Raw genomic sequence first — 15,692 nt, 5'->3', positions numbered from 1 at the left:
AAATGAAAGGTTAAGGGAATCCATAATTTTGGGAAATCCGGAGTGGGGGATAGAAAAATAGAGGGTGAACCACCGCCGAACTCCCGACCCCCGACGATAACCGATGGATGCCAAAGTTTCTCCCCAGCCTTACTTTGACTATACGGAATGGACTGTCACCGAAACGCAATTCGACCCCACACACTTACACCACAGCGAAACCGTTTTTACGCTGGGTAATGGCTACCTCGGAACCCGGGGCAGCTTTGAAGAGGGCTATCCCGATTCCTGCCCCGCAACGTTGATTCATGGGGTTTATGACGACGTTCCCGTGGTTTATACCGAACTTGCGAACTGTCCCGATTGGTTGGCTTTAACGGTACAGACTGAAGGCGAGTTATTTCGTCTCAACCAAGGCGAAATTCTGAGCTACCAACGCCAACTCGACCTCCAACGCGGCATTTTAACGCGCGAGGTTCGCTGGAAATCTCCTTCGGGCAAAACCCTCGATTTGAAGTTCGAGCGTTTTGCTTCGCTAGCAGACCAACACCTATTAGGCTTGCGCTGCCAAGTCACGCCGGTGGATTTTGACGGCGAGATTGAAGTGCAGGTCAGTATTAACGGCTATCCGGACAATCAAGGCGTATTGCACTGGCAGTGGGTCAAACAAGGAACGGGGGAAGCGCATTCGGCAACGCCCGCACCCTATATTTGGCTGCACGTCCGCACTCGCAGTTCGGGAATCGATCTCGGAATCGCTTCTCGCGTGGCGATCGCGGGAACGGATACTGCAAAAATGCAAATCAAAGGCTGCGAGGGCTATCCAACGCTCTCGACAACGTTTAACGCCCGCGCCGGACAAACGGTGACGCTGGATAAAGTTTCGAGCGTGTTGACTTCGCGCGAAGCCGATAATCCCGCCCAGCAGGTGCAAGAACACTTGCAAGCTCAACCCGATTACGAAACGGTGCGATCGCAACAGGTCGAAGCCTGGGCTAAAACCTGGCAAGCGTGCGACATTATCATCGAAGGCGACCTCATCGCCCAAATTGCAGCGCGCTACAACCTCTTCCAACTCCTCATTAGCGCCCCTCGCCACGACGATCGCGTCAGCATTGGAGCGAAAACCCTCTCGGGCTTTGGCTATCGCGGTCACGTCTTCTGGGATACAGAAATCTTTATCCTCCCCGTTCTCACCTTGACGTACCCGGAACTGACGCGCAATCTCCTCACTTATCGCTATCACACCCTAGCAGGCGCGCGGCGCAAGGCCAAGGGCTACGGCTATCCCGGCGCGGTCTACGCCTGGGAAAGCGCCGATACGGGCGATGAAGTGACTCCTCGTTGGGTGTTGCCCACCTCCAAGCAAGCCGAACCGATTCGGATTTGGTGCGGCGATCGCGAAGTTCACATTACCACCGATGTTGCTTACGCGCTCTGGCAGTATTGGCAAGCTACCGGCGATGACGAATGGATGCGCGACTACGGCGCAGAAATTCTGCTCGATACTGCGGTATTTTGGGGAACGCGAGTTGAATGGAATGGTCGTTTAGAGCGCTACGAACTGCGCGATGTCATCGGGCCGGACGAATACCACGAACGAGTCGATAACAACGCTTTCACCAATCGCATGGTGCAGTGGCATTTGGAGACGGCTTTAAACATTCTCGATTGGTTGCGGCAGCACGATGGCGATCGCGCCAAAACCCTAGAAACCCAACTCGACCTCAACCCCAACCGCTTGCGCCTCTGGTCGGAAATTATTCGTCGCATTTGGATTCCTTACGATAAAGAACGCGATTTGATCGAACAGTGCCAGGGATTTTTCAAAATTGAAGATATTAACCTCGCCGACTACGAACCGAGGACGCGATCGATGCAAGCCATTCTCGGCATTGAAGGCGCAAACGATCGCCAAGTCCTCAAGCAGCCCGACGTATTGATGCTGCTGTACTTAATGCGAAATCTCGTCAATCGTTCCAGCCTCAACGAAACCGGGCTGTACTACGATCGCGACACGCTCCAGCGCAACTGGGACTATTATATGCCCCGCACCGACCACACCTACGGCTCTTCCCTCGGCCCTGCCATTCATGCCATTCTCGCCTGCGACTTAGAAAGTCCCGAAGAAGCCTACGAACACTTCTTGCGCGCGGCAATGGTGGATCTCGAAGACGTGCGCGGTAATGCCGCCGAAGGCATTCACGCCGCTTCGACCGGCGGTATCTGGCAGGCGATTATCTTCGGCTTCGGCGGCGTTCGGATTTCGCCCGATGGGCCGACCGCAAATCCCCAACTGCCGCCCGGTTGGACGCGCCTTGCCTTTCAACTGCAATGGCGCGGAAAAACCTATCGCTACGATTTTCCCACCGCCACCAAAGAAACGCTCGAACCCGTAACTTACTCTACAAATAACCTGATGTCAGCCCAAAAACCCGCTTCCCCCCTCGATATTGCCGCCGTTATCTTCGACCTTGATGGCGTGATTACCGACACCGCAGAGTATCACTATCGCGGCTGGCAGCAACTCGCCGACGAAGAAGGAATCGCCTTCGATCGCGAAGCCAATGAAGCGATGCGAGGACTTTCGCGACGGGACTCGCTGATGGTGCTGTTAGGCGATCGCGCGGCGATGTACGGCGAGAAGCAATTGCAGGAAATGATGGATCGCAAAAACGACTACTACCGCGAGTCGATTCGCGCGATCGGTCCGGCAGACTTGCTTCCCGGAGCGCTATCCTTGCTCGACGAACTGAAAGCAGCGGGATTGAAAGTTGCGATCGGTTCGGCCAGTAAAAATGCACAGGAGGTCATTGAAAGCTTGGGAGTTGGCGATCGCATCGATAGCATTTCCGACGGCTATAGCGTCGCCCGCTCCAAACCCGCCCCGGATCTATTCCTCCACGCCGCCGGAGAATTGGGGGTAGAACCCGCTCGCTGCGTCGTATTTGAAGATGCCGGTTCGGGCGTAGAAGCGGCGTTAGCGGCGGGAATGTATGCAGTGGGTTTGGGGCCGCGCGATCGCGTGGGAGCCGCCCACGTCGTCTTACCCAACTTAGAAGGCGCGCGCTGGACGGAAATCCTCGCGCAACTTCAACAAAGCGCCTTAGCTGCTTGTTAGCGCGATCTGCCTTTGTTCTTTGCTCAATGCGAGGACAAGGGCAAATTGAAAATTCCCAAAATCCACTTTTCTACCCAACTCCTAACTAAACCTTTCCTGTTTACTCATTTTATTTGTAGGGGCAGAGCAATGCTCATTAGTGTCAACTTAACGTGAAACACTTCGCCCGCCAGGAACTCAAGTTCCTGGCTGATAGCTGAAACCCGTTGAAACGGGTTGGATACATTTGAATTTCCCAGTCCTATAAATGAGGACTTGAGTTATTAGCCTTGGGTTTAAACCCAAGGCGGGCTGGGCGAGCAGGTTTAAGCTTAAATTGACACCAATGCACCGTAGCCCAACCCCCGGAGAGGGGAGCAAGAGAGAATTCTTCTCCCCCCTCGCCCAAAATTGGGAGAGGGGGGTTGGGGGGGTGAGGGCCAGGATGACGCTATAACAACCACTTGTACTTAAGTTGACACCCATGAGCAATGCTCTGCCCTAATTCACGCCTAATGTGGATTAGAAGCCGAAAATCCCATTTTACTGTTCTTTCTCCCCTCTCCCAAAATTGAGGAGAGGGGCCGGGGGTGAGGGCAGTTAATGCTTTTGGATAATTCACATCAGACGTAATTCTGCTTCGGTAATTTCATTAATGTAGAGAGACAATATCCGCAGAATTCCAAGCGATTTACGTCGAAGCAATGAAGTCAGCCATATCGGATTTTAAACCGATAAGAAAAGCCGAGATTGATGGATGGTATCGATTCTTGAAGGGGTTATCACCTCGTTAGGTATTTTTGTTAAAAAAAGTTGATTTAAAAGAAAAAAGCTGGTTATAGTTAATTACATTTAACCTCGTTTTTGCAGATCTAATCATGTCATATTTTGACGAAGATACACTACCACTGGTCATTGATAATGGATCGGGAACAATAAAAGCTGGTTTTGCTGGGGATGATGCACCCCGGGCTGTTTTTCCCGCTGTAGTTGGTAGACCCCGGCATCAAGGCATAATGGTCGGTATGGGGCAAAAAGATTCTTATGTTGGGGATGAAGCTCAAAGTAAGCGAGGTATTTTAACCCTCAAATATCCTATTGAACATGGCATCGTGACCAACTGGGATGATATGGAGAAGATATGGCATCATACCTTCTACAACGAACTCAGAGTTGCTCCAGAAGAACATCCTATTCTGTTAACTGAATCCCCTTTAACCCCGAAAGCCAATCGGGAAAAGATGACTCAGATTATGTTCGAGACATTTAATGTCCCGGCTCTGTATGTTGCGATCGCCCCTGTATTATCACTCTATGCCAGTGGTCGTACTACAGGGATTGTTCTCGACTGTGGCGATGGTGTTAAGCACCTATGCAAAATTAATTACATATTCCCTTCCTAAATTGCTTAGCACTTTTTCTAAGTAATTGAGAAGGCTATTCCAGCTTTCATACGCAGAAACTTCTATCCACTCATACTTGATAAATTTCCAAAGAATCTCAATTAAGTTTTGCTTGGGTGAGTAGGTGGGCAGCCAGAAAAAACTTAAGTTTTTAGCTTTCCATTCTGGCAACTTTCTGAGAAATTTATCGCTTGTGTGAATCGAGGCTTGATCGAGGGCAATCGTCGTCGGCTTCAGTAACTTTTGACTGAATCTATCAAAAAACTTAATCAAGGTATCCGTCTCCACTTTGTCTGGACAGATTTCATAAAATAGTTCATTCTCCCGATTCATTAAGCCCAGCACATTTAGGCGCTTACTCGAACAGCTTCTCAGAGATATTCTCTCACCACTTTCTTGCCATCCATAGGGAACCAACGGCTTCAGAGAAAACCCACTTTCATCAAAATATCTCAGGTCAATCTCTCCTTTCTCATTTTTATCTTTAAGTTCTTTTAAAAGTGGCAGTTTAACCTCTAACTCCCATTCAGCAGGACTTTTGCTCATTCCTCTTTTCATTCTTTTCCATTTCATTTTCCACTTTTTTATCGTTCTTTTTACCGTATCTTTACTGACTTTGATTTCCCATTCATTTTCGATTTTTAAGATTGTTCCTTTTAAATTTTTAGGATCCTGTTTAACCCACTCTTTAACCTGTTCTTTTTGTTCGAGGCTTAACTTAGATTTTCGACCTCTTCCTTTTTGATTATAAAGTCCCAATATTCTTTGGTCTTCCCATCGAGTTAACCAGTTATATAAAGTTTTTCGACTGACTTTAAAAATCGCCATCAACTCGCGAATTGAGTAGCCTTGGTAACTAAGGATTATACATTTCGCCCTCTGCCTAACCTGAGAAGATTTACTGTCCCGATCGATTCTTTTTAGGAGTTTTAAGGTTTCGACTTCGAGTTCCCTAAAAAATCTCATACACAGTCTGTGATTTACAGCATTATCTACCTCATGTTATCATATTAGTGATATGCGTAATTAATTTTGCACACCTGCTTAACTTCTGCACGGCTAATAAGTTCTTCATTTTCAACGATCGAAAAGTGAACTGAAGCCCAACAGCAAACCGCATTCGGTTCAACTTTTACGACGCGAATTGTTTGTTGACCGAGATTTAGTCGAGCATTAGCAACATTTTCTCTAAAAAACACTGGGTTCATACGATCTGTTTGATAACGACCAAAGTAATGTCATCAAATACTTTTTGCTCTCCGATATAGCATTGCACGTCGTCAATGACCGCTTGCTTAATTTCGGCAGACGAGTTCGAGCGATTTTGGACAACCACTTCAATTAAGCGATCGATCCCGTATTCGACGTTATTGATATCGAATGCTTCGGTAATTCCATCAGTGTAGAGAACGACAATATCCCCAGAATTGAGGGCGATTTCCGTCGAAGCGATGAAGTCAGCAATGTCGGCTTCTAAACCGATGGGAAAGCCGAGATCGATAGTATCGATGCGCTCGACTTCGCCGTCGCTTCGCACGAGAATTACTTCTTCATGCTGTCCGCTCAAACGCAAGTTTGGGTTTTGATATTCCAGCAAAGAAAGCGTCATGTTTTTATTGGAATCCATCCGCTCTACATTATCAAACAGCGTTTTGCGTTTCACAGTTGTAACCATAGCGTCCCATTATTGTCAAGGTATAAATGAAGTAGAAGTAGAGTAATCGCTCCCCTTCCACTTCATCAAAGACTGGGCTGTTTACAAAGTTGTGGTGTTTCTGATGAGGTCTAACATAATTCACAGTCAGCTTCCGTCTTGGGTTCCTTTTTCGGATACACCCAATTGTTGAATAAGTCCTGAACTTCTAAAGATTGCTGCTTCACGATATCATTATAATCTTTTTGAGGATCGATGTAGTAGCTCCCTGTACGTTTCTCTACTTTTTGTAACCAAGTTGCATGGATAGTAAAAGCTACGTTAAATTGAGGATGCCAGAGCTTGCACGTTGGCCCGCTATTTAAATTAGCTGCATCAAAAATCCAGACTTCATTGCCGTTAGTTTCGCTGCTGCCATCGCCGTAATGAACGAGGCAAACAATGTAACCATCTGTTGAATGTCCGCTGTTACCGCGCGGTATAAATTGCGGGGACATTACCCAATAACCGTCGGGAAAAGAATAAACGTCTGGAATACTCAAACGATTTTCGGTTTTCTTAACACTTTCTTGGGGGTCGATGTGCAGCCGCAATAAATTAGAGGGTCTCCCTTGTTCGGTAATCTGGTTTATTGATTCTAAATTTAATTGTCGGTACTTGTAGTCTTTGTACAAGTGAATCATATGTTTTGTTTTGAGATCTTCCCAGCATCCCAAACAAATCCAGTAAATATCTTCTAAACGCTCTGGCAGTGGTGAATTTTGGTAGGCGTAGATGGCAGGCCCCCAAGTAGAATTTTCATCCATTAAGACATCTTTTCTGACTAAATCTCCGGTTTCGCCGTTGATGACGTAACAGCCAAATTTGCTGATATCCATCGGACCGGCGATCGCTCCGTAAAGATGCCGTAATTCTTGGATTTCTAAATTACGGTTTCGAGGGTCGGAAAAATCGAACTTGGAAATCCATTCGGCTGCATCCCACGCACAAACATGAGATAAGTGCAAGGTGATTAAATTGTTAGGGTTTTTATAATCTGCAAGAAAGTGGGCTGCTTCGCGAGGAATGATAATCTTCTTGGCATTAACATGACTTTTTGAGGCGTTAAGATCGCTACGACGTATTATATAAAAAGAATTGTCGCTTAATTGTGGGCGATCGAAAAAGTTTCTCAAGAATTTTTCAAATTGCTGATACTTTTTGTTGGTGAGGGTTGGCAGCAGTTCTTCAACAGAAACTTTAAATGCTGTATCCAAAAGCACGATATAATCTTCTGTCACTGCCATTTGATGGATACTTTGCTTTATTTTAATCGAACGGCCGTTGTACTTAACTTCCCATCTTTTTAGATTTCCCGCTCCATCCCACTGGAGGATATCCACAAAATCACCTGTGAAAATGTTAAGCCTTTCAGGAATCTCCATAAACTCTCTACAATTATCGAAAGCCTCTGACCGAATGAGAGGGGCTTTTCCTCTAATTCTGGCAAGGTAATTGACTCTCTTCCCTTAGAAATTTGTTTTAGACCATACAGGAAACAGTCAAAGATTTCTTTGAAAATATAAGCAATAGGAATCAATTGCGAGAAAACATTTGAGAGCGATCGCCCAATATTGACCGTAAACATTTCTCGTGTATTAGGGTCAAAGCAGGGATGGGCTGAAGTTTGTATAACTTTAAAAGGAGTCGGTGGTTTTCCAGGTAAGCCAATTTTCGTGACTTCTTCCCACTCGTCATTGCTGCCAACTGGAGTAACAGTTTCCAGGGTTTTTGGGTCGATTTCATAAGGACGACCCACATCCCAAGTCGCGAGTAACCGTTCGCTCTCTTCTTGGGAAAATTTTAGCGGTAAAAAAGCTGTATTTAGCTGGTTCCGAGTACCCAGCGACCCAGCTATGCGGGTAATGCCGTAGTTGTTAAATCTCAAATCTGATGATTTATTCGGCGTTTGAGAACCTTGATATTGTTGACACCAGTAGGTCGCAACATCAGCATAGTAGCAGGGGGGTTTCGCTATTCTTGCCGCCAGAAATACGCCCGCTTCCAAGTTGTCAAAATCGAGGCGGTAAATCATGCCATCGCCGTTATAAAGCGGGGTTGTACCGTCCGACGATGGGTACACTGTTGAGTTATTTGGATGACCTTCAGCGTCGGGCGAATCGATTGAGCCAACTGGAGCAACAATGAAGACGTGACCTTGCAAATCTAACGGCAGCTTTCCATCTTTAACGTTCATCTTCAGCGGCAAATCTTTGGCATCTGGATTGTCTTCTTTTTTACCAAATTCATCGCGACTGACTGACAAAACCGATCGCGGGAAAGTTTGATTGATTGCTTCTTGACTGGCTTTAGAGCCTGTTGGGTTTGGAGATTCCATTGTTTTTAATTTTCTTTAAGATTTTTGGAGATTTAAATCAATGTGACTTTAGCTCACTTCAAACCCAAATATATAGCAATCTCGATCGATTTAAAATTACTCCTACTGAGAGGAGTCGCGCTCGATCGCGGGTGGGTTAATCGCATTCACCACCCTCACTAAATTGTGAATTCCGATCGCGGTAGCAGCGACAGAAACAAGAATCGCTAAGCTTAATGTAACGGGATCTCGGTTATTCATCTAAACTTTTGCCGATCGCATTCGCTCTAAAACTTGGTCGGTTACGACTCGAAGAGACGAGGAGACTCCGGAAGGCTACAATAAGAAAGCTTCCGGCGAGCATCCTGCTTTGCTAGAACCTCATCTTTTGTACATCAAGCCGCTATGACATCCGATTCTACCCGCTCCCAATCCTCAACCGCTCCCTTTTCGATGGAAGATTTCGAGAAAGCTCTCGAAGACTACAGCTATGAATTCAGTAAGGGAAAAGTCGTGCGGGGAAAAGTTTTTGAATATAGTTCTGACGGGGTATATGTCGATATGGGCGGTAAGTCCCCAGGGTTTATCCCCCAGAAGGAAATTAGCTGGGAACGCTTGAGTGATGCGAAGTTAGCAGAAATTTTGCCCTTGGGCGTGGAACAAGAGTTTGTGGTGCTGCGAGAACAAGACGAAAACGGGCAGGTTTTGCTGTCTTACCGTCAAGTTCGTATCAAGCAAGCGTGGGAGGAAGTTAAGGCGCTGCACGCAGAAGGAAAATCGGTGCGAGTGCGCGTGACGGGCGTTAATAAGGGTGGCGTGACGGGAGAAGTCAAGGAGTTGCGCGCATTTATTCCGCGATCGCATCTTCTCCAAAAAGACGATATGGACGCTCTCATCGGTCAATCTTTAACCGCATCGTTCCTAGAAGTCAACCCGGAAACCAATAAACTGGTACTCTCCCAACGCGATGCGATTCGAGCGAGTGCGATGGAACGCCTCGCACCGGGAACGGTAGTCGAAGGAAGAGTCAGCAGCATTAAGCCTTACGGCGTTTTTGTCGATTTGGGCAGCGTTTCGGGATTGTTGCATATCCGAGAGGTGAGTGGTTCGCGGGTAGGGGCGCTCGAGCAGGTGTTCCGCATCGGACAAAATATTAAGGTGGCGATCGCCGAAATCGATGAATACAAAAACCGTATTTCCCTTTCGACAAAAGGCTTCGAGCGCTATCCCGGCGAACTGTTAGAAAAGATGGACGAGGTAATGGCGGAAGCGGAAGAACGCTTCATGCAGAAACAGCAGCCCGGAGAGAGTGAATAATGAATAATGAATAGTGAATAATGAATAATGAATAATGAAGGGTTATTAATTATTGGAAATAACCAATAACTAATAATCCATAACGGCTTACTGATACCGAACCTCAGAATCACGCTCCGCAACATCCCGTAAGTGATAATACTTAGGGTTGAGCGTAGCGGCGGTTCTTCCCGTGAAAACCCAGAGGGCGGCTCGTCCGGTATCGCGCGCCACTTGCAACCAAGATTCTGCCGGATCGCGGGAGGGAACGGCAAGGGGGGTGAAGGCTATGCCTTGACTGCCGAGAATGAGCGTTGCGATCGCTTTTGCCCGACGCATATGGTACGTGGAAGTAACGAGGTAAACGTGACGAATCGAGTGCTTTTTCAGTTCGCCGACGAGGGTAGAAAAGTTCGTGACGGTATCGACAGCTTGGTAATCGAGGTAGACGCGATCGCTAGCAATTCCCGCAGTGCTAAAGATTTGGCTGGCTTGGGAACGCGGCAAGCCCGAAGAAACCCAAATCTTTAGCTGGGGGTGCTGGCGGGCAAAAGTAGCGGTGAAAGCTTCGCGATCGAGGTTTCCCCCTAACATGAGAATGGCTTGGGGAGTGGGGGCTTGCTGCCGCGCGATCGCGTTACCGATTAAAATTGTCGCTGCCAGCCCAATCAAAAGCATTCCCAGCGATACTCCCAGCCCTATTGCACCGATTTTGAACGGTCTTGCTTGCAAAAAGCTCATAATAATTATGAATTATGAATTATGAGTGATGAATTATGAGTGATGAAGTATGAATTACATTTCGACATTTCGACAAGCGTTCGACTGAGCTTGCCGAAGTCTCAATGACCGCGAATTACGAATTACGAATTACGAATTACAAATTACAAACTCGGTTCGATAGGCGAGCCGTTCCGAAGTTTGAGAACGCCTTCAACGGCGATGCGATCGCCCGGTTTAATCCCCTTCAGAACGGGGTAAGTTTGTCCTTGCAATGCACCGAGCGTGACGGGCTTTTGTTGGGCGATTGTCCCGCCTTTTCCATCCTGGGCGGGTACGGCAACAAAAACGAAAGATTGACCGGCAATTCGCGAAACTGCGGTTGTCGGAATGGCGATGCCTTTTTTCTGCGACCATAACACCTTTGCCTTCACCGTTTGCCCGTCGCGCAAGTTACCCGCCTCATTGGGAAAAGTCGCTTTAGCCAGAACTGACTGTGCAGTGCGATCGACTTGCGGTGAGATAAAACTAATATTCCCTTCGATCTGAATGGGGCGATCCCGCAGGGATCCGCGAAGCGGCGCGAAAACAAGTTGAACGGGCAAACCGATCCGCAGTCGTGTCGCCGATTCAATCGGAACCGATAGACGCAACTCCAAGTTATCGTTCTGAGTAATCGAGGTGAGAACGGTCTTGCTGTCTACCACATCGCCCACTTTCACCGGAATATCGCCCACCGTCCCCGCAATTGGAGCCGTAACGCGGGTGAACTGAAAGTCCTGCGTTGCCGAATCTTGCTGGGCTTCAGCTTGTTTAATGCTGGCTTTTTCTCGGTCTAATGCTGCTAAAGCTCCTTTAACTCGCTCTTTTGATTCTTGCTCCGCACTTCGGGCGGCATTGAGGGCTTCGGCTTGCGAACTGCGAAGGGCAAAGTTTGATTCGAGAGAAGCTCTCGCTGAAGCCAGAGAAGCGCGAGCCGTAGCGAGGTTGCGGGTTTTCTCATCTAAAGTTTGCTGAGACTGAACGCCTTGGGAAACGAGAAATAGCGTGCGTTGATATTCATCTTCGCGCAATTTAACTTCCGCTTCCTGACTTTGAACCTCGGCTTGCTGGCGTTTGATTTCTGCTTCTTGGCTTTGCAGGAGGGCTTGGGCGCTCTGGGCGCGAGCTTCAGCTTGGGATTGTTGGGCTTCGGCGGCGCTGAGTTCGGCGCGCACGCTGTTGAGATTGGCACGCTGCACGTTAATATTTTCAGTCGCAGCGCGCAATTGGGCTTGGTCTTTATTGGGCTGCAAGCTGATAATAGCAGTCTCTGCCGCGACGCGATCGCCGCTACGCGCAAAAATCCGTTCGATCCGCCCTTCGATACGAGGGCGAAGCTCCACCTTTTGCCGCGCTTCCAGCGTCCCGACAAACTCAGAACTCTCTTGAATATCGGTCGTTTTCACGACTTGGACTTTAACGGGAACGGTGGGATTGGGCGGCTCGCCACCCCCTTGTGCAGGGCCGCGACTGCACCCGGTTGCGATCGCGGCAACGCAACCCATAATGCCCGTAGTCCAGTAAAGTTTCAACCGCAAGGAAGTGATTCGTAATACTATTGCTACCAATTATTTTCGATGTCGAATAAACGATCGTCCGGGTAATTGCTCACTGCTCGTTGTAAAGCCGCTAAACTGCGATTGTAATTGATAATAGCCGTCAGTAAATTCCCCCGCGCTTTCGTTAATTCAGTTTGAGCGTTAATCACTTCAGTTTGCGTCCCTACTCCCGCACTAAAGCGCAACCGAGCCAAACGCAAACTTTCTTGAGCGAGTTGCAGTGCAACATTAGCAGTTTGAATATTCGTCTCGCTGGCCTGAATATTATTGTAGGCTTGTTCGACTTCCAAACGAACTTTATTACGCTGGTCATCGAAGCGAGATGCCGCTAATTCCATATTCTTTTCTTGTTGGGCGGCTCTCGCGCCCGCAGCCCCGCCTTCAAACAGCGTCCACTGCAATCTTGCCCCAACCGTATAACCGTCTGCTAAGCCCCGATTGTCGTTCAGCAGCCCCAACATATTGTAGTTGGCGAATAAACTCACTTGAGGCCGAAGAGCGGATAGAGCGACTTCGCGCTGTTGATCGCTGATATTGCGCTGTACGATTTGTTGCTGGAGTTCGGCGCGATTTCTGAAGGCTAGAACGATGGTATCTTCCAGCGGCAGTTCCCACTGTCCCGACCGTTCGATCGGATCGGCGGCCGAGATATTCGCTTGTTGGTTAATCCCCAATATACTGGCCAAAGTGCGGCGGGAAATCACCTGTTGCGATTGAGCGGTTGCTAAGTTTTGCTGGCTGTTGGCTAAATCAACTTGAGCGCGCAGCACGTCAAATCGCGTCCCCAGTCCCGCTTGTTCGAGTAACTGTGCGTCACGGAGGGTGCGCGTTGCATCCGCTACTGCCGCTCGTTCGATATCCACTCGCGCATCGGCTTCCTGAAGGTCGTAGTAATTACTGGTGACATCAAAGCGCGTCTGTTCGGCGAGCGTTTCTGCATTGAGTTGCCGCAGGCGAATTTGCTCTTCAGCAGCCTTAATCTGAGCCGTTCTGCGCCCGCCCGTCAACAGGTCGTAGCTCAGTTCCAAGCGCGCGTCAGCGGTGGTATTAATCGTACCGGAGTTTTGATTTAACAGCGGATTTTGATTTTGATTGCTTAGGTCTTGTTGGGCGGAGTCGGTACGAGTCAGATTAAATTGCGTACTCAGGGTGGGATATTCGGCAGCGAGGGCTTCGCGCAACTGTTCGCGGGCGACATCGAGTTCGATCCGCGCCCCTTGCAGCGTGGGATTATTGCGTCGCGCCAGTTCGATCGCTTCTTGCAAGCTAATGGGTTTATTAATGTCAATCTGTACGTCTTCCGGGCGGGCGGGAAACAGGAGAGGATTGGGACTTCCATCCAGGTAGGCGGGGGAATCTAAGCCACTCAGGGAGGCGGCGGGCGGGCTGGACTGGGAGAGGGGGAGAGGGGGAGAGGGGGAGAGGGGGGGACTGGGGGACTGGGAGACTGGGGGACTGGGGGACTGGGAGACTGGGAGACTGGGGGACTGGGAGACTGGGGGACTGGGAGACTGGGAGACTGGGGGACTGGGAGACTGGAAGACTAATTCTGGTGTGGGGGTGGAGTTGGGTGCAGGCGGATTGACAATGACCTGTTGAAAGGCATTGAGAACGGAACGGGGGCTGGGGGCGTTGAAGTCTGCCTCGCTGTGAGCGATCGCGGTCGATCGCGCTGTAATGGTTGTTTCTGAGAGTTCTGAGGGCTGATAGGTTTTAAAGCGATCGAGAATGCGCGAGAAGGGAGCGAAAGGCTGTTGAGGGAGTGCGGGCGGTGAGGGCGCGATCTCGTTTTCCCGAGACGGAGCGGGAGCTTCAGCGGCAGGAACCGAGATTGAATCCGCTCCAGGGGTTGCCAAACTCGAGGGTGAAAGTTGCGCAAACCCTGCTTCAATGCGATCGAGGGTTGCTCCCAAGGAAGTCGTCTCTGGCGCTCGATCGACCGGCGTAACGGTTTGAGGATTTTGGGGGGCTGGCGATCGCGTTTCCTGCTCCACCGCGCGCGTAAAGGCATCTAAAATCGAAGCGGCAGCGGGTAGGGGTTCCGAGCTTGCCACCGTAACGGCGGATGGACTCGGTGCGGGAACTGGCGTGGAGAACTCCGCGCTCGGTTGGGTTTCCGGCGGACTCAAGGTCACTTGGCGGACGCGATTGAGGATGCGATTAAACGGGTTAAAAGGCTGGGTTTGGGCGAGAACGGGACGTTCGGTTGCTGGCTCCCGAACTGGCTGTGAAGCGGCATCGCGCGCGATCGCTGCGAAGGCTTCGAGAACGGTTTGAGCGGCGAGATTGTCATCGGCGACTGGAACGGGGGCGGGGGCTTCGATCGCGCGTCGTTCTGGGTTGAGGAGATGTTCGGAGACGGGAATTGCTTGCTCTGAGGGCAGAACGGAGTTGCTCGCCCTGTCGTTTGTGGCGTTGCGGAAGCGTTCGAGGATGCGATCGAAGGGAACGCCTTGGGTGCTGGCGAAGGCGGGCGAAACGGCTGTGGAAACGGGGCGATCGGGTTCAGTCGGGTTTTCGGTCACGATCGCGTGTTCTACGCCCTCAAAGCGCGCGATCGTGTTCTTAAAGACTTCTAGTACCTTCGGCGCGCGATCGGGAGTCGTTTCGACCATTAAAACCGCTTCTGGGGTCGCCGTTGAGGGCGCGGGTTTCGCTTCGGCAATGGCAGCCGTTCCCGCTTCGTTCAAGGCACTTTTAAACGCATCGAGAATTACTTCGCTATTGACCGGCGCAGTCGGGTTCGGGCGGGCTGCTGGCTCGATAACGGGTGAAGGGGCAGCCGTATCGATCGCATCCACCGGACGCTGAGCGAGAACGGGCGCTTCTGCTTCTGCTGCGCTCCCCTGCGAGATTTGCGGGGAAACTGACAGGGCGGGCTGAGGCGCTTCTCCAGCTTCCCGTGAGAATGGCTCGGATTCCAGTGAGGTTGCGGGTTTTAAGGCAACTTCCGGTGCTGCCGCCGAAGTTCCGGCGCGCGCGAACTCCGTTTTTATCGCCAAAGGCATTTCCCGGGCTGAAGCGTCTGCCCTGTAGCCCAAAATCGCGATCGCCCCAGCACTCACCACCACACAAAAACGAAATGCAAGCATTTTGTTTACCGATTCCGCGTTCTACAACTTCGAGACAGTTTGACATTTTAGCGCTTCGCTGTCCCACCGGACAGGTTAATCTTGACATCAAATTCGTCTAAGTACAACCAAATCTGCTATTTCAAGAGTTAATCGCCCAAAGTTAGCACCGGCGATCGCCAACTCGAGTTGGGATGAATCTGCCATTAACTGGAGTATAAATGTCGTTGGTAAGGCAGGAACTACATCGCAATCGAATCCATCGACTCGAACGGGAGCAAGACTTGCTTGTCACCGTCCGAAGTGTTGCGTAGGATACCGAACATCGCGATCGCTAACGGTCTTGTCCGTCCTTATGGAGGGTGCTTGACCCTAATCGCTCTTTTCGGAGAGTGGCTTACCCTCCAAAATCCTGCTACTCGAAAAGCGACTCAATATCTCTATTGTTCCTTGAAGCCTCTGAATTTCCGGAATTGAGAGACTGAATTTTGTAGGTAAGAGATTGCTTGCGC

At 49.7% G+C, this 15,692-nt stretch carries 11 protein-coding genes; 3 read left to right on the top strand and 8 right to left on the bottom strand.

The window, feature by feature from the left end:
• Window positions 1-103: 103 nt before the first annotated feature.
• Both pgmB and H6G50_RS14135 read left to right on the top strand, forming a co-directional pair.
• Window positions 104-3,100 carry a beta-phosphoglucomutase gene (gene pgmB, locus H6G50_RS14140; RefSeq protein ID WP_190717332.1) on the top strand — a complete coding sequence of 999 codons (2,997 nt, stop codon included), beginning with the start codon at window positions 104-106 and terminating at the stop codon, window positions 3,098-3,100.
• 857 nt (window positions 3,101-3,957) lie between these two features.
• A complete protein-coding gene (locus H6G50_RS14135; protein ID WP_199302944.1) occupies window positions 3,958-4,482 on the top strand; it encodes a hypothetical protein in 525 nt (174 codons plus the stop codon).
• Here H6G50_RS14135 and H6G50_RS14130 read toward each other — a convergent pair.
• From H6G50_RS14130 to H6G50_RS14110, 5 genes are all read right to left on the bottom strand, one after another.
• Window positions 4,450-5,448, bottom strand: a complete 999-nt coding sequence (locus H6G50_RS14130; RefSeq protein ID WP_190717330.1) for an IS630 family transposase — start codon at window positions 5,446-5,448, stop codon at window positions 4,450-4,452. The two genes, H6G50_RS14135 and H6G50_RS14130, sit on opposite strands and share 33 nt — an antisense overlap.
• Before the next feature lie 238 nt (window positions 5,449-5,686).
• Window positions 5,687-6,157 carry a SpoIIE family protein phosphatase gene (locus tag H6G50_RS14125; RefSeq protein WP_190717328.1) on the bottom strand — a complete coding sequence of 157 codons (471 nt, stop codon included), beginning with the start codon at window positions 6,155-6,157 and terminating at the stop codon, window positions 5,687-5,689.
• A 110-nt stretch (window positions 6,158-6,267) separates the two neighbouring features.
• Entirely contained in the window at window positions 6,268-7,518 is a 1,251-nt protein-coding gene (locus tag H6G50_RS14120; protein ID WP_190717326.1) for a carotenoid oxygenase family protein, read from the bottom strand.
• Entirely contained in the window at window positions 7,482-8,441 is a 960-nt protein-coding gene (locus H6G50_RS14115) for a carotenoid oxygenase family protein (protein WP_190717322.1), read from the bottom strand. The genes H6G50_RS14120 and H6G50_RS14115 overlap by 37 nt, the downstream gene beginning before the upstream one ends.
• 174 nt (window positions 8,442-8,615) lie before the next feature.
• Complete coding sequence (locus tag H6G50_RS14110) at window positions 8,616-8,753, bottom strand: hypothetical protein (RefSeq protein WP_190717321.1); 138 nt, start codon at window positions 8,751-8,753, stop codon at window positions 8,616-8,618.
• 144 nt (window positions 8,754-8,897) lie between these two features.
• On the opposite strand from H6G50_RS14110, the gene H6G50_RS14105 reads away from it, so the two are divergent.
• Window positions 8,898-9,809, top strand: coding sequence for a S1 RNA-binding domain-containing protein (locus tag H6G50_RS14105; RefSeq protein WP_190717319.1), 912 nt, complete (start codon window positions 8,898-8,900; stop codon window positions 9,807-9,809).
• 87 nt (window positions 9,810-9,896) lie between these two features.
• Here the strand turns inward: H6G50_RS14105 and H6G50_RS14100 are convergent, their stop codons facing one another.
• The 3 genes from H6G50_RS14100 to H6G50_RS14090 form a co-directional block, all read right to left on the bottom strand.
• The gene (locus H6G50_RS14100; protein ID WP_190717317.1) at window positions 9,897-10,529 is read right to left on the bottom strand and encodes a YdcF family protein; all 633 of its coding nucleotides are present in this window, start codon (window positions 10,527-10,529) and stop codon (window positions 9,897-9,899) included.
• Between the two features lie 143 nt (window positions 10,530-10,672).
• Window positions 10,673-12,082: an efflux RND transporter periplasmic adaptor subunit gene (locus tag H6G50_RS14095; RefSeq protein WP_190717316.1), complete on the bottom strand. Its 1,410-nt coding sequence runs from the start codon at window positions 12,080-12,082 to the stop codon at window positions 10,673-10,675.
• Between the two features lie 29 nt (window positions 12,083-12,111).
• Window positions 12,112-15,201 carry a TolC family protein gene (locus tag H6G50_RS14090; protein WP_190717314.1) on the bottom strand — a complete coding sequence of 1,030 codons (3,090 nt, stop codon included), beginning with the start codon at window positions 15,199-15,201 and terminating at the stop codon, window positions 12,112-12,114.
• Window positions 15,202-15,692: the final 491 nt, after the last annotated feature.

The organism is Oscillatoria sp. FACHB-1406 (assembly GCF_014698145.1).
GTDB lineage: Bacteria > Cyanobacteriota > Cyanobacteriia > Cyanobacteriales > Spirulinaceae > FACHB-1406.
This window is presented reverse-complemented; position numbering and strand designations above follow the sequence as displayed.